Below are 16,976 nucleotides of genomic sequence, written 5' to 3'. Positions count from 1 at the left end.
TTATTGTTATGACAATCTATAATAATATCAAACAAGTTAAAAACCTAATTAACGAACATGTTAAAAATGGAAAATCTATAGGATTTATTCCTACGATGGGTGCGCTTCATATAGGGCATCTTTCTTTGGTACAACAAGCCAGAAGGGAGAATGATATTGTCGCGGTTTCGGTTTTTGTAAATCCAAAGCAATTCAATAATCCTGATGATTTGAAAAGATATCCACGAACAATAGAGCATGACAAAAAGCTCATTGAAGATTATGCTGATGTTTTATTTATACCTGAAGCAGATGAAATATACCCTGAGGGCTTCGGCACCACAGTTCATGTCTTCCCGCTAGCCGATATCGCAGAAGGAGCTTTCAGACCCGGACATTTTGACGGAATGTCAACAGTTGTCCTCAAACTTTTTAATCTGGTACAGCCGACACGTGCATATTTCGGAAAAAAAGATTATCAGCAGTATCTTATTGTCAGGCAAATGGTCCGGGACTTGAACGTCCCTGTTCAGATTGTGGGTTGTGATACAGTGAGAGAGTCTACAGGTCTGGCGCTTTCTTCACGAAATATGCGTCTGACGCCTAAAGAGCGTTTGAAAGCGGCAGTTATATATCAAGCCTTATCAGAAGCGAAAAAATGCATTATAAATGGAGAGAGAGATACTCATGTTATTCGGGTAAGAATCGAGAAGATGCTGTCTGTGGAACCGTTATGGAGAACGGAATATATTGAAATACGTTCAATACAGGACTTTTCTGAACCCCTTCATATCATGTCGGATTCGGTGATTCTCATAGCCGGCTATATGGGTGAAGTTCGTTTGATAGATAATATTGAAATACCTATCTCATGAAATACGACGTTGTTGATCTCCATCTTCACTCCCACTATGCATATGCCACAAGCAAGGATCTCACACTTGAGGGATTGTATTACTGGGGGAAAATGAAAGGGGTGACAATTATCGGCACCGGCGATTTTACACATCCTGCATGGTTCTCGGAACTCTCTGAAAAGCTTGTGCAGTCACAAGGCGGCTTTTATACCTTGAAAGATGATATTTCCCGGGGAATTGATGCAAGTTTACCGCAGTCTGTAAGAGAGAATCCCTGTCTGTTTGTGCCCACAGTTGAGATTTCGTCTATCTACTCACGACATGATAAAACACGCAAAGTCCATAGTTGTATTGTGGTCCCTTCTTTGGAAAAAGCCGGTGAGTTGAATGCTAAATTTTCCAAGATCGGGAATCTGGCTGCGGACGGCCGTCCGACGTTAGGTCTCGATACACGGGATCTGTTTGAAATTGTACTCAATCTGCATGAGGATACTCTCTTTTTTCCGGCACATATCTGGACGCCGTGGTTCGGAATATTCGGTTCTAAATCAGGATTTGATTCTCTTGAGGAGGCATTCGGAGATCTGAGAAGTGAAGTGTATGCGATCGAAACAGGTCTTTCATCAGACCCGTATATGAATTGGCGGGTTGAAGATCTGGAGCCTGTAACAATACTTTCAAACTCAGATGCTCACTCTCCGCAAAAAATCGGCAGGGAAGCTACCGTTATTGCAACTGATTTGAATTATAAAACTATGGTTCATGCAATTAAAACAAATAATGGCAGATTGCGGGGGACGATTGAATTTTTTCCGGAAGAGGGAAAGTACCACTTTGACGGCCATCGTAAATGTGCCGTACGACTTTCTCCGAAACAAACGGAAGAACATGGCGGAATTTGTCCGGTTTGTCATACGAGAGTGACTGTCGGGGTTGAGAATAGAGTGGATTCGCTCGCCGCCCGTCCTGATTCATATAAGCCGTCTCACAAACAAATCGAATACATCGTCCCGCTTTCAGAAATACTAGCGGAAATTGAGGGCGTGGGAGTCAATACCAAAACAGTTAAGAGGATGTATCAGGAAATCATTATGGCACTTGGATCGGAGTTTGAACTTCTGCGGAGCGTCCCCGTATCTGAGATTGAAAGTGCGGGATTTTATAAACTGTCAGTTCTTGTGGAGCGCATGCGTAAAAAAGATCTGATTATCGAACCTGGTTATGACGGTGAATACGGGACAGTCAGGTTTTTCCAAAGCACTAAAGAAAGAGAATCACTTGGTGAGCAGGCAAATCTGCTGTAGCCATTTCCCTCGTATTGAAAAAAGTAGGCTTTCTCTCTATGCTTATAATAGATTGATATATCGATATTATATGAAAAAGCAATCAGGTTTTACTCTTATTGAACTCATCATTGTAATCAGTATCATCAGCGTACTGATGACTCTCGGTATCGGTTCATATGCACATGCTCAAAAAAGCGCCAGGGACGCGAAACGAGAAGCAGAAATGAAAGAAATCATGTTCGCATTGACCAAATATTATGTCGATCACGGGCAGTATCCCCCGACGCCGCCCTCATATGGAGAGAACAACTGTTCAGGATGGGATACATCAAATACAGATGGGGACAATGACGGAATTTTCTTTTTAGATCCCCTTGTGGAAGGCGGGTATCTGGACAGATCATATCGGGATCCGTTGGACACCCGCAGCACTTCCTGCGGCGGTCATGGTACAGCACAAGGGCACAACTACTTCTATTACCGCTATACGGCGGGACAGTACGGTTGCCCGGCAGCACGCGGCCAATATGTAGTTCTTGGTTTCGGAACGGCAGAAACTTCAAACGGGCCTCATCCACACAGTGAAGGGCTTATCTGTTCAGGCCATGACTGGCACGATACTCTCGATTTTGTGATGCATCGCTTCGAGAGATAATTATTACATAAACTTTACCTCTCTTTTTCATCATTACCAAACTTGGCGGGTATAGTTGTGGTATTAATAATTAATTTATTTCTATGTCACAAACAGTAATCGGAGTTTTTAAAACCCAGAACGAAGCTGAACATGCCATTAATTCTCTCAAAGATCTGGGGTATGAACCTCAGAATATGTCTATTATTATGAAAGATATTAAAAAAGCGGAAGAGGTCGGTGAGAACACAGGAGTACACGTTGCAGAAGGAGCGGCCTCTGGTGCCGCAACGGGAGGAATAATCGGCGGTCTGATCGGTCTGTTGGCAGGGATCGGAGCGATAACAATCCCCGGATTGGGAGCCGTGCTCATCGGAGGTCCCATTGCAGCCGCGCTCGGACTCACCGGTGCTGCCGCAACAACTGCGTCCGGAGCAGTTACGGGTGCACTTGCCGGAGGTTTGGTGGGAGCGCTTGTCGGACTTGGTGTTCCTGAAAATGAAGCTAAAGAATATGAAGAGCACATCCGTGCAGGAGGAATCCTTCTTGCTGTAGCGACTCATGATACCCGTGTTGATGAAGTACGGGATATTATGGCAGACAACAATGCCTACGGAGTCCGTCAAATCAATTTGCCATCAGGTAGAGATGCAGCAGCGCATATGTCATCAGCCTAAAGAAACGTGAAGGAAATTTTCTGTATACTGTAAAGCGTTAGTATTTATACGGTACTATGCTTACAAAAATTATCAGTGTTTCCTTATTGGTTATAGCGTTTGTCGTTGTATCGTTCGTTTTTCTTAGACCCACCAATCAGCCGCAGCCCAAGCGTGAAGTGGCAATTTCAGAAGAGGCGGCGAGCACAGTCGATAATGTCAGTGCCAGACAGCTTACTCCATATTCACAGGAAAATCTGGCAACAGCGACGGCTAACGGCGGGAAAGCACTCATCTTTTTCCATGCAGGGTGGTGCCCATTTTGTATTGCGGCTGAAAAAGATATTCTTTCCAAGTTTGAACAGATACCTGATGATGTGACGATTATGAAAGCTGATTATGATATGGAAAAAGATCTCAAACAAAAATACGGAGTTACCACACAGCATACGTTTGTACAGGTAGATCAGGACGGGAATGAGATCACTCAATGGGTGGGAGGGGAGAATCTTGAAGATATTCTCTCAAGACTGCAATAAATTCCGTTAAGGATTTGTGATTCAAAGAAGGATACAGTAGTATAGAAGTACTGTTACTAGTCACGAATTACTTATGCTGTTTCCTTTCGGTTTTATCATACAGACGCTAGGAGAAATGATGGTCGGATTTACTGCAATTATGGTGCATCACCGTGTTTGGAAAGAACACAAAATTGACGAGAAAGTATTCCTTGAAATGAAAAGGGAACGTCAGATCGGAATTATCGGACTTGCTCTCATCGTCATCGGTTTCACTATTGAACTGTTGGCGCGTATGGCAGCATAGCCCTTTCAATTAAATGAGCAGGTCGAGGAACAGAAACGAAAGAATTGATCCGAACACGGCCATGGATAATCCCCAGATCATGAGCCTTTGAAAAAGCTTCTGCCGATCTTCTTTTGCATTGGCAATACAAAGAGCTCCGAGTGTCGAGAGCGGGCTGACATCAACCATATGTGATCCGACAGCTATTGCAATGAGCATTGTCACAGGATTCCCGGCTCCCATTTTTTCAATAATACCAGGGATAAGAGGTATAAAAGCCGGCATGACGACTCCTGAAGAACTGCTGTAGGCAGAGACGAGTCCGGTGATGAATGCAAGAGCTGCATGGATGAGTCCTTGCGGGGTATACGCCGCAAGAATATCGGTTGCCATTTCCAGACCTCCGGCTTTTTCCATCACTCCGATAAGGATGCTGACACCGGTGACAAGCAAAATGGTTTCCCAAGGAATTCTTGCAACAACTTTTTCGGCAATGTTCGTGTCAAAAAGCATAAGGAGAAGAGCTCCGGTAAAGGTGGCAAGACCCAGCGAAACATCAAATAGAATTGTTGCAGCAAGCACAGTCAGAATGGCACCCACGGAAAGCCACTGATATGAGGTGAGAGGAATACATTCTTCACAGGGAATTTCTTTCGCGGGCTCCTGTTTCTTTTGTATCCTGTTGAACAAAACATACGCCAAAAGAGCAGATACGGATTGGATCAGTGCAGACATTGCAAAAACCTGCAGAATCGTTTTTGTTTCTCCGGCTTGTATGTCTGATGCAAGTCCGCTCAAAATCACCCCGGTTGGCGCAACCGGAGAAAAGGCCCCGGCATTCGCTCCTGTTACAATAAGTATTGCCATGAGAAGCTGGTTAGCTTTTAGTTTATAAGCAAGCCCCATCCCGATAGGTGCAAGAACTGCAGTTGCGGCGATGTTTCCGGGTCCGATTGCAGAAAGGACAAACGAAAAAATAAAGAAAACAATCGGAAGAAGTTCTCTCCTGCCGCGAATCAGCCGGATACTCCGGGCAGCAATTCCGTCCAATAATCCGTTCTGCTCGGCAACGCCGAAGAATGAAGTAACGCCGACAAGCATCAGAAACAGATTGGAAGGAAAGAGTACGGCAATTTCTTTGTCGGTCAAACCGGCAAAAAATGACCCGACGAGAAAACTCAGGGCAATTGCAATCAGTCCGACGTTGAGCTTGGGTTTCAGAATTCCAAGAACAATCGCTAAAACTAATGCGATTATTGACACAACCGCAACACTGTTCATAGGTCCAAGTATAGGAGGACACTGAGAAAAGAGTGATATGTAAGGAAACTGTATATGCATTCGAATCTTGAGATATATAATCTGCTGCTGATTCAATTTGCTTATGGAGAATCTTTGGGGATTGAGTTTTTAATTAATCTTCGATATAGTTGTCACAAATACTATTGATATGCAAATACTATATCTTTCGATTGCAGGATTTATCATTAAACTGGTATTTCACCGGTCATCCGATAAACAGAATAAAGTGACTCCGGAACGGTTCTGTAAAGAGATTTTTCTCCATAATGAAGGTTTTATCATTGATTTCGAACCGTCTTCAACGGATTTTATTATTGAATTTTTAGAAGCTAAAGGTTTTGATATCTATGAAAGTCCTAAAAAGAAAGGATTTATTCATTTTTATTCCCCTGTTGCATACAATCATATTTCCACGTTCTATCATATAAGCAGAGTACAGTTTATTTATTTACTGAAATCTGCGGTCGGGCAATTGTTGTCAAAAACAGGTTTTGTGATGCACTGTTCTGCAAATCTGGTCAATGGGGAAGCCGCGATTTATATCGGAGAGTCAGGAATAGGGAAAACCACCCTCGTATCAATGTTGAAGAAGGAATATCCCATACTTGCAGATGATGAAGGGTACATCAAACAGGAAGGTGAGGCATTTTACTTCTATCAGGGGCCGTTCCTCGAAAGAGATTACAACTTTAGCAAAACATACAAACGGTATGCAATCTCTACAATCTTTATTCTAGAACAGGGAAATGCCTGTCAGATATCCCAACCAACAACTGATGAAATAAGACGTGTCTCATTGCAGTTGATATCTGCCCAGAGTCAATTATCCGAAACGCGGAATTTACTGTCAGCACTTGAAAGTACTGTTCCTCTTCAGAAGATTATTTTTACAAAAAGAAAGAAGGAATTAATGGATTGCGTTCTCAATCATCCCCCATTTAATAATACGCCGTGCCTCAATACGAAGTAATTCAGGAATGAGAGCTTTATAGACCGCACAGTAGTCAGGCTGAGCATGACTTGCCTCTTTATGGAGATAGGCGAGAGGGCAACCGCCGCAGCAGACCTGTCTCCATGGACAGGTTTGACAACCGGCAGCAATCTCCGTAATGAGTTTTTTCCCGTAAATAAAACTTTTTTTGATCATGGTATGCACAATGTCTTCATCGTTTATGGATCCGACGGGATCAGAAATCGTCATCGGGCAAATAGCCACATCTCCTTTATGTGAGATGGTGATGTAGTTATTCCCGATACCGCAGGCACGATTGTGAGCACGGGAAACCTGTACTCGGTCAAACATACTGTCAACCAGCACGGCAAAATACTCCGGATCATTGATCTCTGGTACATATTTGTATGCCAGTTTAAATGACTTTTTCAGATACTTCGCAGCGTCATTCATATCCATCCCCAAGTCAGAATATGCACAGGGATTATCACGGAACAAATTAGTAGCAAAGATGATTCTGTTTTCAAGACAAAATTTAAAAAGATCGGGGATGTTTTTAATATTGTGTCTTGTGATTGTCATCAATAGAAAGACTTGGTTGCCGTGTTTCTGGAGTGTTTTAATGCCTCGCATGATATATTTGAATGTTCCTGATCCGTCGGCAAATACGCGCTGCATATCATTTGATTTTCCGAAGCCATCAAGAGATACTGCGACCTGAATATTATATTTTTTAAGTGTTTTTGCCACTTTATCGGTAATAAGCACCCCGTTTGTCACGACTCCAAACTCAATCTTAACACCGAGCTCTTTTGCCTTTTCTGTACCGTATTCCACAAAGTGAATGAGTCGTTTAAACTCAAGGAGACATTCTCCGCCTGCGAACGAAAGTTTCACGGTATTAAATCCGTTCTTCTTTCCGTCAGTGAGCAGTTTATCAATGGTCTTTTCACCAATAGCATCGGTCATTTTATGTGCCGTTTTGGAGATATAACAGTAAGTACATCGCAGGTTGCACTGATTGGTAATATGAAACCAGGCAGTCAATCTGCGCTGAGCAGGGAATGCCGCTTTATATTTCGGTCGCAGTTCATCACCGTATACGATCTCAGTATTTACCAGATCTTCAATAATTTTTTCAATATCTTTCAATGTGACGGCGGGATCCTTTTTTTTGGCTGCTTTGAAAATATCCCCGACTGTCCGTTTATCATTTATGAGATTGAAGACAAATGCAGAGGGCTTATTCAAAACAGTTACACCACGCTCAGATACCGGTTTAAATACAAACTGGTAATCGTCAACCTTGTCGGTGTAGAGATTTCTGTGGCGATGTAATACTGTAGTTTCTGACATACTTTATGTTAGATACAGACGCCGGTACAATTGCATTGCGTGCATTGACAAATGGTGTATCCGCATCCGGACTGGGCAAGAAGTGCATGTGACAGCAGCATTTCGCCGTCGATGACACGAGATGACTGGAAAAAGTTCACCTGTACTTTTTTTGAACGGATGGCCGGCTTCTTAAATACTTTTTTCATACGGGATTGACTACAATCTCGGTAAAATATTGATCTAATTTGTAATTGTAACTAGCAGAGTAGTGCTAAACTAGAGGTATGGTTTGTAACAATAGGCCGATATCAAAATACAAGAGAAAAAGATACTATGGTGTTTTGCACACGATCTGAGTGCTACACAGACCTCTGGTATTTTGGGTCTCAACCGCAATACAGTCAACAAATATTACAATAATATTCGTCAACTCATATATCATCACCAAGTGCACCAGATGCAACGATATGTTGGTGGTGAGATAGAAATTGATGAATCATACTTTGGACCTCGAAGGATGAGAGGCAAGTCAAATAAAAGAGGTCGTGGGACGTCATTTAAGCAGGTAGTATTTGGGATATATGAGCGTCAAGGACGTGTATTTACTCGTATCATTCCAAACTGTAAAAGAAGAACGCTACATGCTGTTATGAAGGAAAGATTGACTTGAACAGTACTGTATATTCAGATTCGTGGAGCGGATACAACGGACTTGTTGATGTCGGGTATGACAAACATTTGAGAATCAATCACAAGAAAAATGAGTTCTCAAATACAAAGGGGTCCATATCAATGGCATAGAGTCATTCTGGTCCTTTTGTAAAGACGTCTCGTTAAGTTCAATGGTGTAAAGAAAAACTTTCCATTACACTTGAAAGAGTGTGAATGGAGATGGAGCAAATCCCCATCGATCCTTTACAATGAACTATTACAAATTGTTAATGTGCTAGTCTAGAGCCTTTGTAATTGTAAATGTAAACGACAGACATTTGATCGCCTTGCTTAATAGTATGATAATCAATCGGTTTCCCGTTTTCATCTACAAACTTTGTATTTTCGAAATAAGCTTTGATTGTACTATTCTCATTACCGGTGCTCATTGTATTCATCTCAAAAGTTATGGATTCCTGTTCAAGTTGCGGTTGTTTAACAAGGTATCCCTGCAGTGTAGTCCTGATTTCCCCTGCTGCAAACATCGGGCTTGCTGATGACAAGTAAATTCCGAGTATCTTATTCACTTTCAGTGTATCCTGCTCCGTTTCACGGGAAGAAGAAGGGGTAGATGCGGTAGATACGTCCGAAGCCGTTTTTGCAACCGTTGCAGTCTCTGTCGTTGCTTTCGTTTTAAAAACAAACAGATATACAGCTTCCGCGACTATGGTAAAAAGGAGTAATACAGTGGTACCTATCAGAACCTTTTTAAACATACTTTCATTATAGCACTGATTTTTACCCGTACTAAATACTGTTTACGATCCTTGAAGATTCCCTATATAAAATTCTTTTAGCATGCTTTCGGGTTCTGATTGTCCGCCATGTTGGCCGTTGAATCCTTGAGATCCGTCTATCCCGCAGATCTGAGTAATTTTTTCCGGTCCGCCTGGATGCTGATTAATCCAGTTTGTAAGATCATATACTTTGCCGTTAACGGCACTCCAGCAACTTGATTCAGTACCATGTGCCCGGACATCGGCGATCGAGTACTCATTCTGAATCTGGTCCGAAGAGGTTGCCTGATTTGTAGTTTCAGTCTGTTGTGTTTGAGTCTTTATATTTGACTGTTGGTTCTTCGGAGTAAGAAATACGACTCCTCCAAGAATAACGAGAACCACGATTGTTAGGATAATGATTGTATTTTTGTTCATAGGGTTAATTATAAGAAGGAACCTGAAAATGAGCTGAAACGAAGTTTCTAGTAGTGCTGGGCGTGTCGGACTAGAACCAGATCGTCCTTATAGCGTTCGAATCTCAACTTCAGGCGGAACTCGGATTCGAACCAGTTTAGCCTTATAGTTCAAGTATACAATGTCTCATATTTAAGCTCAAATGAGACATTTGAGACAGTTTAAAAAAGATTTTGAATAAAATTGCGCTTGCAATATTGTTTAAGTAAATATAAGATAATATAGATATGGAGCAATTACTAACTATTACAGAAGCAGCAGACCTAATTAATGTGCATCCGGAAACACTTCGTAGATGGGATCGTGAAAAAGTATTGATTGCTGTAAAGATAAACGATAGAGGTGATAGACGCTATCGTAAAACTGATATTTTGAATTTTATGTCCACTCACAAGACTACAGTCTCTCATGCTAAATCTATTAATATTAATGGATATAACGTTAGATGGTGGGGTGAAGAAGGGTTTAAAACCGTTGAAAGGAATTTTCACCTAATTGGTAAACCATATGCCGTTAAGGATAAAGAATTCATAGGTTTTGCTTTTTTTGTAGATTATTTGAAAAAAACGACATCCAGCGTTAATGAAGAAGAATTGGACAAATTAGCGATAGGAAAAATTAAGGAATATATAGAATCAAAAAAAGTTTTTGATGGTGATATTGTTACTTTTGAATTTTTTAATCGCTCCTTTTTAGAAGTACAGAACCCAGAATGGTGGGAAGAAAAATACAGTAAGACATTAGTACCTGGTTTAAGAGTTGAAGCACATGCTGCACATTCAGTTACTAAAGAAAATAAAGCATGGAGGGTTATCTTATACTTTAAATCCAAACAAGGCGATTCATGGCTCCCTACGAACTTCGGTCCTAATCATAGTTCTATTGAATATTTCGTTTGGATTGATGCAAATGAACTTGCTAGTTTTGATCTCCCTAACAGTAAAAAGGGTGCTGAAGTTTTAGCAGTTCAATTCGGTATTGATAGATTTGAAGAAACGAAAGATGCTAATGGTAATAGATCCATTGATAGAATAACTGAAAAAAATTCAGCACGTTTTGAAGGAAAATGGGTAAAAGATAGTTTACTGCCCGACGAATTTATGAAGTAATAGTATATGAATATACCTTGTAAACAAATCTCTTTGCTCCCTTGGATAGAGCTGACTGATATTCAGATTGGCAATGCTATTTTCTGGAAATACGATACTTCTGTTATAAGCGACACTGATACCAAAGCATATTTGGAAAAGTACGTAAAGTGTTACGTCGATAAACATCAACAACCAGTTAAAACAATCAGTATCGCTTCATATAGGGATAAGAACTACTTTGAGCCATTAACCGCCGAAGAGTATGAAGAATTAAATTTTGCTCGCAATATCCTGTGCTTCTTATGTATCGGTGAGCAATCAAGGATTGCTCTTGCGAATAAAAACAGCAGTATTGGCCCTCCAAGTAGTGATATTTTCGACATGGTCTCTCAAAACTTCATACCGGGAACGGAAGATATCGCAGTTAAGTCTGGGAGTACGATGAGTGGTGGATGGACGTTGGATGAAATTCATTTCCAGGAGCCTTGGTCTACGGGTGGATTCTTCAAGAATATGAATGTCCATGTACTTAAGGCAATTAACAAACTCCTTACTCTTTCAAGATCTGAAGATTTTAAAAATAGACTGTTGCGATCTAGTGAGTGGTTCCGTTTGGCACATCTGGAAAACGGGTCAATCTCTCCGCTGTTTAGGGCAGTCATGATGGCAACGGCCTTTGAAATCATTTTCGACATTCCTAATGTTCGAGATAAAGCTGGATTTCTCTCTGACAAAATTGATGAAACGATAGCCCGAACTGGTTTCATTCAAGCTACTAGGCAGTATGGAAAGAATAATGAAAAAAGTAAGACAAGAAGTGTTGCAGCTTGGTGGGGTTGGGATTTCTATAAATTAAGAAATTCTGTAGTTCATGGAGATAATATACCCATGAGTGATTTAATTTATTCAGATTGGATTACACATACCATTGTCGCGGACATGATGTTTTATGCTTATGTTGTCTATTCGTTACAAGAGGCTGGTTGTATGGAAAATGAATATAGTAATCCTGAATTTACTGAGGTATTTTCCCTATTTAAGTGGATCTAACTTTCTATCACTTATTAACTCTATTCTGCCATATAGTCTTTGTACTCTTCGACATAGTTCGGAATATTTTTATTTAAAGTAAACAGTCTACTCTTTAATAATTTAAAATTTCTAAGTAGTTCCTGATCTTTAATACCCTGTATACTTTTTTCTAATTTTTTCAGTGTGATAAAAGCTTCTATATATCGGTAGGAAAGTAAATAGTGATTTACTAGATTATTCAAACAATACGAGACAGAATCATTATCTCCTACCTCTTTGAAAATGTTTATTGCAATTTTGAGGTCAGAAACTGCCTCCCGATCATAATGATAAATTTTTCTTAAGTCTTCTTTGCTGTATTCCATCATGTCTCGTAATCGACCATGAGGTAGAAAACCAATAGTTCTGGTCATTTGCTCAACTCTTAGATCAGAATATCTATTCTTCCAAATGGGAGAACGGTAAAGGTAGATCATACCGAGAAGTTTTTTATTATTAGCCAATTTAGCGTTTTTTAAAGATTCTGAACAAAGAGTATCAACTTGTTGTTCGATATCTTTTATTTTCTTATCCAATTCTTTATATCTTTTTTCTTCCTCTTCTGTTGAAAAACCGAACCAATCTGGCGAGAGCTTAAACATCTTGCGAGTATATTTCCAGCCACCTATTTTTATAGACATTGCACTAGCTTTTCTTATCTGGAAGTAAGCTAGGTTGTCCATTCTTTTCTGAGTTTGAGAAATCTTTATTCCGTTATCACATAAAATCATGATTACTTTATAGTCTTTTATTTGATCTAGGATAGACAGTAAAGCATCATAAGCTTGAATTTTCATCTCATCGTCCTTTGAATTAGCCAAGACAGAAAATACCTTAGCGGCTTCGTCTTTATTACCAGCATTCATTAAATGAACGCCATATTTTAGTATTTTCTCATCTTCCATAGGTATTTGATTCTAAAAATCATTTCACCCAATTTATGCTTTAGTACTCTAAACATAAACATTAAACTTAGTGGATATTTACTAAACCAAATGAATTTTGTCTTAGGCTCATTTAAAAGAAAATATTTGTAGGCATGATGTCGAACCATTCTATTGTGCTCTTGAACTCGCGCGTCTGTTGTTTTTATGTATCCTCGAAGGTTTTGCCAACTAAATATTGCCATCGTGGTGGGAGAAATAGTGATGCTTAATTCAATAGATTTTTGTGCAAGACCATATCCATAAAATTTTTGCCATTGTAGCTCAGGATTGAACATGATACATGGATCATCACAAGTTATATATCCTGGGGACTTATTGTCCGTACACATAAATGCTAAATTCATTTTTGTAAGAACTTCAGCTATATCAGGAAGGATATTGAAGATTCCTAATTTGTGACTATTCTGCTTGAGCTTTTATAGTCCTCCAAAATCTTGCTCTTTGCGTTATGAGCCTCATCCATTTTCTCCATTTTTTCAATCACCTCGCTCAGGAATTTTTCGACAGAGTCTTTATGTCTTAGTGTCCGTTGCATAAGAGCTCCTATAAATATGCATAGGACAGCATGATCCTTGTTACTTAATGGAAGTCTTTTGGCAATCTTCTCTCTATACACTGTGGTATATTCTGCCTCTATATTTCCCAAACTTTTTTCAATTGAATAATCTTTATTTCCACCGACATCGAGGGTATATAAATCCTTCGCAAACAAGACATTTTTAACTTTGTCTAACCTTCCTTTACGTTCATTCTTAGGGAAAATCCATATGAGTGGTTCTTTATCGTTAATCGATTCGGCTGTTGCAAATGTCTTCAAGTAACATTGAGGTACATAATGTTGCTTTGTCGGTTTATTTTTCATAAATTTATAATTAAATAAGATCACTGTCTTTGCCACTAATTGTTTTTTTAGTCTTCTTATCTTTTTTAGGATATTTCTTCAAGAATCTTTTATTTTCACTGTTAAGATAAATAGTGTAATAAATTGATCTATTTTCTCTTTTCAGATCACGCCCATAAAGTACTCCTTCGCGACGTAGCTTTCTGATTGTCGATGGATGGACACCTAGTTTATCAGTGATTTCATTTTTTGTAAAAAATTCCTTTTCCCATCTTCTTTTGTCAAGGTTTAATATCGGAATTACACCTTCTTGAATATTTCTCCAACAATCCCTACATCGTAATCCATCTAGTCGCCACCAAATATCTTCACCATCATGTGCATCAAAGCAAATACCACATGTATATCCTTGACCACCATCATTAAGAAAAAAACCATCTGGTTCTTTTTCTAATCTTCGTTTCCTTGTCTCTCGTATCCCATCCATTTCTCCTGATAGTTTGGCAAGCTGTACTAAATTATGACTCATGTATTTTGCACGTTGTTCAGGATCAATTTTTGATTCAGGAGGATTCTTTTCTTGTTTTCCTAAAAGTTCCATTAAATCTTCCGCCTGTTCATATGCTTTAAGCGTGCCAGAAAGATATCCTAAACGATAATGTACCCCATCACTCATTAGCCTCCAATTTGTATCTTCCAAAGTATCTTTTATGAGTTTTTTTAGCTTAGCTTCACTTATATTGGGATTCCTAGTTGAGTTAGCATCTAAAATACTAAAAGGAATCGTTACAAATCTTCCCATATCTGGTTTATCAAGAGTGAATTTAACATATTTTTCCTTTTCTAACGATTCAGATAATAATTCTTCAAGTTCCAATATTGTGAGTTTCTTTAAGCTCATGGCTATCTGATAAGATTGATTATCATACTTCCGTTTTTCTTCTTCATACACCTCATGACCTACTTCCATCGCTTCAAGAGTTTCTACATACTCTTTTCCTTCTTTATCTGTCAAACAAAATTCTTCTCGATATTTTTTTAACAACTTATTATCTTCAACTTCCTTTTTCTTTTGCTTTTCCAGCCATTTCTTATGTTCTTCATCATGCTTTTCAAAATCGTCAATTTCAGTTTTTGTATAACTACAGCTTTTACATTTGTGTTTCCAAGTAATAATTTTGCCTTTACGTGTAGCTTTGATATTTAATTCTGATTTACATTTGGGGCAAAGATCAGGGTTAGAAACGCGTATTCCTCCGTCATCATATACCCATTGCTGATTTTTACAATCATTGCACTTAAAAAGAAACATCATTCGAATTAACGCGCTGTCGTAAGTATGGTCAAGATGCTTTGTAGAATTAAAATGCATTTGACCATTGCAAAGTGGACACATTATTCCTTCAGGTACGGGAGTGTGATCTTGTTTATCCTGTTTGAGTCTGTCTTCTTCCATCCATTCGTGAACAGTTTCTTGTTTTTTCTCATATCTCTTGCCCTTAATAACGAAAAGGGTTCTATGGAGCATTAGATTTACATTTCTTAATTTTTCTTCTTCTGGTAAATCTTTTAACTCTTTACTCGTTAAACTCTTTTTATATACTTCTTGATACATTTTTACAGTATTGAGGCATTCTTCAATGGTATTGAGGTCGTAGCGGTCGATGTAGTGTTGTTCATTTTGTAAGTATTCCATTTGCTCAAAATAATTATGTATCTAACCACGTTTCTAATTGTTTAGATGTTTTAAAACGCTCATAATATTTCGTTTGGTAAAACTTATACAGACAACCAACAACCAAGGATTTGATTAATTGGATATCATCTTCTGATACTTCAGTGCCACCTCGATGTACAATTGCTGAACGGAGTTTGTAAAGATGATCAAATTCATTAAGTGCTTCAATTGTATTACCCAAATAACTCCCATGAGTAAAAAGAAGCTTATAAGCTCTTTTTTTTAAATTTTTCATTAATTCTTCTTTAAAATTATTTTCATAAAGAATAGCCTCGAAAGCTAAACAATAATATAAAAATATTTCTTCTTCTGTATTTTGACTAATGGCTCGACCAGTCCATTTAAGTGCCGGAAATATACGATCAGTATAAAGTTTATCTTGCATTATTTTTAATTTAGTACTGATTTTTATAGGCTTAAACAATTTGATAAAAGAATTGCTCTTTAATACATGAGGACTAAATCCAGCAAGATTATAGCTCATAGATCTACTCCAACCTAATAAATTTCTACTCTTTCCAACAAATGTAAAAGAGTGAATCTTTTCACCAATTCCACCATATGAAGATAAAGAGGTATTATGTTTTGATATCCCACTGATTACTCCTAATGCATTTATAGTAGATATATGAAGATCAGCAATAGGCTTAGCAATATTTATAGCTGAGCTATGATCTATTGCTTTTACTTGTATATATATAAAACAAGTTACCGAACCTAACTCTGGCATAAAGCTTCTATTTTTGAATGAATTCAGTAGTTTCCTATTTCTTATGGTTATAAATTTTGCTTTACCAAAGTTCCATTCTGTCCTTTTATGCAATAATAATCCTGTTACTGGGAAATATATATCCCAATTAGATAAACCGATTGTATATTTATGCTTAATATGTTGTGACCCTTCTAATGCCGCGCCATTTATATCTTTATCTGATTCCACCACTTTCCAAATAGCATCTATTAATATAGTTTCAGCATATTTCTTACTATAGTTTTTACTTTTAGTAAAGACTTCTGATAATTGCTTTATAATCTTTCGGTATTGATCATATTCCTTATCAATCAAGGTAATTCCTATCCCTTCTTTGCCGAGCAATAGTCTATTATGATTTTGTAAAGCTTTTAATTCATCTTTCGCTCTATTTTTACTTTTTAGATTAATCAACAATGTTTTAAAAAACCTCTTAAGATCTTTCTGTAATGTTATGTTTATTTCTATTTGCGAATTATCGTTCATATATAAATCAATTGCTTTCAATAAAGACTCTTAAAGATAATTAAGCAGTATCATTATAGAACAAAATCTTAATATTGTCTGTCACATCAATCTATAAAATCAATATTTGACAAATTGAATTAAAAAGTATATCCTTTTTGCAATTCTCTCAACCTCATCAAAACGGGGGGAGAAGTAGAGGTGTACTCTATAAAGGACTCATGCAAACAAAAGACAGTTTTGTTTGTGGGGGAGTCCTTTTTTATTAATAATTTTCATTTTGTATGAACAATCACATTAAAGTCGTGCAGGTCAAGATATCAGATCTTAACCCAGCACTATATAACCCGCGGTCCTGGA

General features: G+C 38.4%; 19 protein-coding genes and 1 pseudogene. 10 read left to right on the top strand and 10 right to left on the bottom strand.

Features of this window, described 5'->3' with window-relative positions; translation table 11 throughout:
• The first annotated feature begins 8 nt into the window (after window positions 1–8).
• The 6 genes from IPM65_02615 (at window position 9) to IPM65_02590 (ending at window position 4,237) form a co-directional block, all read left to right on the top strand.
• Window positions 9–854: a pantoate--beta-alanine ligase gene (locus tag IPM65_02615; GenBank protein ID QQS44465.1), complete on the top strand. Its 846-nt coding sequence runs from the start codon at window positions 9–11 to the stop codon at window positions 852–854.
• Window positions 851–2,140 (top strand): DNA helicase UvrD, encoded by a 1,290-nt coding sequence (locus IPM65_02610; GenBank protein ID QQS44464.1) that lies wholly within the window; start codon window positions 851–853, stop codon window positions 2,138–2,140. The genes IPM65_02615 and IPM65_02610 overlap by 4 nt, the downstream gene beginning before the upstream one ends.
• A gap of 70 nt (window positions 2,141–2,210) precedes the next feature.
• The gene (locus IPM65_02605; GenBank protein QQS44463.1) at window positions 2,211–2,777 is read left to right on the top strand and encodes a prepilin-type N-terminal cleavage/methylation domain-containing protein; all 567 of its coding nucleotides are present in this window, start codon (window positions 2,211–2,213) and stop codon (window positions 2,775–2,777) included.
• A gap of 83 nt (window positions 2,778–2,860) precedes the next feature.
• Window positions 2,861–3,433: a general stress protein gene (locus IPM65_02600; protein ID QQS44462.1), complete on the top strand. Its 573-nt coding sequence runs from the start codon at window positions 2,861–2,863 to the stop codon at window positions 3,431–3,433.
• A gap of 56 nt (window positions 3,434–3,489) precedes the next feature.
• Window positions 3,490–3,951, top strand: a complete 462-nt coding sequence (locus IPM65_02595; GenBank protein QQS44461.1) for a hypothetical protein — start codon at window positions 3,490–3,492, stop codon at window positions 3,949–3,951.
• A 73-nt stretch (window positions 3,952–4,024) separates the two neighbouring features.
• Complete coding sequence (locus IPM65_02590) at window positions 4,025–4,237, top strand: hypothetical protein (protein QQS44460.1); 213 nt, start codon at window positions 4,025–4,027, stop codon at window positions 4,235–4,237.
• Window positions 4,238–4,246: 9 nt separating this feature from the next.
• On the opposite strand, the gene IPM65_02585 is transcribed toward IPM65_02590, so the two are convergent.
• On the bottom strand, window positions 4,247–5,497 hold the full coding sequence (locus IPM65_02585) for a C4-dicarboxylate ABC transporter (GenBank protein ID QQS44459.1): 1,251 nt from the start codon (window positions 5,495–5,497) through the stop codon (window positions 4,247–4,249).
• A 169-nt stretch (window positions 5,498–5,666) separates the two neighbouring features.
• Here IPM65_02585 and IPM65_02580 point away from each other — a divergent pair, with 169 nt between their 5' ends.
• Window positions 5,667–6,488: a phosphoenolpyruvate carboxykinase (ATP) gene (locus tag IPM65_02580; protein QQS44458.1), complete on the top strand. Its 822-nt coding sequence runs from the start codon at window positions 5,667–5,669 to the stop codon at window positions 6,486–6,488.
• On the opposite strand, the gene IPM65_02575 is transcribed toward IPM65_02580, so the two are convergent.
• Window positions 6,426–7,826 carry a radical SAM protein gene (locus tag IPM65_02575; protein QQS44457.1) on the bottom strand — a complete coding sequence of 467 codons (1,401 nt, stop codon included), beginning with the start codon at window positions 7,824–7,826 and terminating at the stop codon, window positions 6,426–6,428. The two genes, IPM65_02580 and IPM65_02575, sit on opposite strands and share 63 nt — an antisense overlap.
• 8 nt (window positions 7,827–7,834) lie before the next feature.
• Window positions 7,835–8,014 (bottom strand): hypothetical protein, encoded by a 180-nt coding sequence (locus tag IPM65_02570; GenBank protein ID QQS44456.1) that lies wholly within the window; start codon window positions 8,012–8,014, stop codon window positions 7,835–7,837.
• 101 nt (window positions 8,015–8,115) lie between these two features.
• Here IPM65_02570 and IPM65_02565 point away from each other — a divergent pair.
• Window positions 8,116–8,763, top strand: a pseudogene (locus IPM65_02565) (IS1595 family transposase).
• On the opposite strand, the gene IPM65_02560 reads toward IPM65_02565, so the two are convergent.
• Window positions 8,747–9,235, bottom strand: a complete 489-nt coding sequence (locus IPM65_02560; GenBank protein ID QQS44455.1) for a hypothetical protein — start codon at window positions 9,233–9,235, stop codon at window positions 8,747–8,749. The pseudogene IPM65_02565 and the gene IPM65_02560 sit on opposite strands and share 17 nt — an antisense overlap.
• Window positions 9,236–9,277: 42 nt before the next feature.
• The gene (locus IPM65_02555; GenBank protein QQS44454.1) at window positions 9,278–9,673 is read right to left on the bottom strand and encodes a cytochrome b5 domain-containing protein; all 396 of its coding nucleotides are present in this window, start codon (window positions 9,671–9,673) and stop codon (window positions 9,278–9,280) included.
• Between the two features lie 266 nt (window positions 9,674–9,939).
• Between IPM65_02555 and IPM65_02550 the strand changes: the two genes are divergently transcribed.
• Both IPM65_02550 and IPM65_02545 read left to right on the top strand, forming a co-directional pair.
• Entirely contained in the window at window positions 9,940–10,821 is an 882-nt protein-coding gene (locus IPM65_02550) for a MerR family transcriptional regulator (GenBank protein QQS44453.1), read from the top strand.
• 6 nt (window positions 10,822–10,827) lie between these two features.
• Entirely contained in the window at window positions 10,828–11,853 is a 1,026-nt protein-coding gene (locus IPM65_02545; protein ID QQS44452.1) for a hypothetical protein, read from the top strand.
• Between the two features lie 20 nt (window positions 11,854–11,873).
• Here IPM65_02545 and IPM65_02540 read toward each other — a convergent pair whose 3' ends face one another.
• The 5 genes from IPM65_02540 to IPM65_02520 are packed head-to-tail and all read right to left on the bottom strand — an operon-like array spanning window position 11,874 to window position 16,637.
• Window positions 11,874–12,779 carry a hypothetical protein gene (locus IPM65_02540; protein QQS44451.1) on the bottom strand — a complete coding sequence of 302 codons (906 nt, stop codon included), beginning with the start codon at window positions 12,777–12,779 and terminating at the stop codon, window positions 11,874–11,876.
• Window positions 12,758–13,207 (bottom strand): DUF4238 domain-containing protein, encoded by a 450-nt coding sequence (locus IPM65_02535; protein QQS44713.1) that lies wholly within the window; start codon window positions 13,205–13,207, stop codon window positions 12,758–12,760. The genes IPM65_02540 and IPM65_02535 overlap by 22 nt, the downstream gene beginning before the upstream one ends.
• Before the next feature lie 2 nt (window positions 13,208–13,209).
• Window positions 13,210–13,683: a DUF4238 domain-containing protein gene (locus tag IPM65_02530; GenBank protein ID QQS44450.1), complete on the bottom strand. Its 474-nt coding sequence runs from the start codon at window positions 13,681–13,683 to the stop codon at window positions 13,210–13,212.
• A 10-nt stretch (window positions 13,684–13,693) separates the two neighbouring features.
• The gene (locus IPM65_02525; protein QQS44449.1) at window positions 13,694–15,358 is read right to left on the bottom strand and encodes a hypothetical protein; all 1,665 of its coding nucleotides are present in this window, start codon (window positions 15,356–15,358) and stop codon (window positions 13,694–13,696) included.
• A 13-nt stretch (window positions 15,359–15,371) separates the two neighbouring features.
• Window positions 15,372–16,637 (bottom strand): hypothetical protein, encoded by a 1,266-nt coding sequence (locus IPM65_02520; GenBank protein ID QQS44448.1) that lies wholly within the window; start codon window positions 16,635–16,637, stop codon window positions 15,372–15,374.
• Between the last annotated feature and the right edge of the window lie 339 nt (window positions 16,638–16,976).

Source organism: Candidatus Roizmanbacteria bacterium, from assembly GCA_016700135.1.
Classification (GTDB): Bacteria; Patescibacteriota; Microgenomatia; order UBA1406; family GWC2-37-13; genus UBA1450.
This window is presented reverse-complemented; position numbering and strand designations above follow the sequence as displayed.

Excerpts from the sequence above, each read along its gene's own strand:
- IPM65_02575 (QQS44457.1), bottom strand. The coding sequence starts at position 7,826 with ATGTCAGAAACTACAGTATTACATCGCCACAGAAATCTCTACACCGAC.
- IPM65_02605 (QQS44463.1), top strand. The coding sequence starts at position 2,211 with ATGAAAAAGCAATCAGGTTTTACTCTTATTGAACTCATCATTGTAATC.
- IPM65_02545 (QQS44452.1), top strand. The coding sequence starts at position 10,828 with ATGAATATACCTTGTAAACAAATCTCTTTGCTCCCTTGGATAGAGCTG.
- IPM65_02580 (QQS44458.1), top strand. The coding sequence starts at position 5,667 with ATGCAAATACTATATCTTTCGATTGCAGGATTTATCATTAAACTGGTA.
- IPM65_02525 (QQS44449.1), bottom strand. The coding sequence starts at position 15,358 with ATGGAATACTTACAAAATGAACAACACTACATCGACCGCTACGACCTC.
- IPM65_02610 (QQS44464.1), top strand. The coding sequence starts at position 851 with ATGAAATACGACGTTGTTGATCTCCATCTTCACTCCCACTATGCATAT.
- IPM65_02560 (QQS44455.1), bottom strand. The coding sequence starts at position 9,235 with ATGTTTAAAAAGGTTCTGATAGGTACCACTGTATTACTCCTTTTTACC.
- IPM65_02600 (QQS44462.1), top strand. The coding sequence starts at position 2,861 with ATGTCACAAACAGTAATCGGAGTTTTTAAAACCCAGAACGAAGCTGAA.
- IPM65_02590 (QQS44460.1), top strand. The coding sequence starts at position 4,025 with ATGCTGTTTCCTTTCGGTTTTATCATACAGACGCTAGGAGAAATGATG.
- IPM65_02595 (QQS44461.1), top strand. The coding sequence starts at position 3,490 with ATGCTTACAAAAATTATCAGTGTTTCCTTATTGGTTATAGCGTTTGTC.
- IPM65_02570 (QQS44456.1), bottom strand. The coding sequence starts at position 8,014 with ATGAAAAAAGTATTTAAGAAGCCGGCCATCCGTTCAAAAAAAGTACAG.
- IPM65_02550 (QQS44453.1), top strand. The coding sequence starts at position 9,940 with ATGGAGCAATTACTAACTATTACAGAAGCAGCAGACCTAATTAATGTG.
- IPM65_02520 (QQS44448.1), bottom strand. The coding sequence starts at position 16,637 with ATGAACGATAATTCGCAAATAGAAATAAACATAACATTACAGAAAGAT.
- IPM65_02555 (QQS44454.1), bottom strand. The coding sequence starts at position 9,673 with ATGAACAAAAATACAATCATTATCCTAACAATCGTGGTTCTCGTTATT.
- IPM65_02530 (QQS44450.1), bottom strand. The coding sequence starts at position 13,683 with ATGAAAAATAAACCGACAAAGCAACATTATGTACCTCAATGTTACTTG.
- IPM65_02585 (QQS44459.1), bottom strand. The coding sequence starts at position 5,497 with ATGAACAGTGTTGCGGTTGTGTCAATAATCGCATTAGTTTTAGCGATT.
- IPM65_02615 (QQS44465.1), top strand. The coding sequence starts at position 9 with ATGACAATCTATAATAATATCAAACAAGTTAAAAACCTAATTAACGAA.
- IPM65_02540 (QQS44451.1), bottom strand. The coding sequence starts at position 12,779 with ATGGAAGATGAGAAAATACTAAAATATGGCGTTCATTTAATGAATGCT.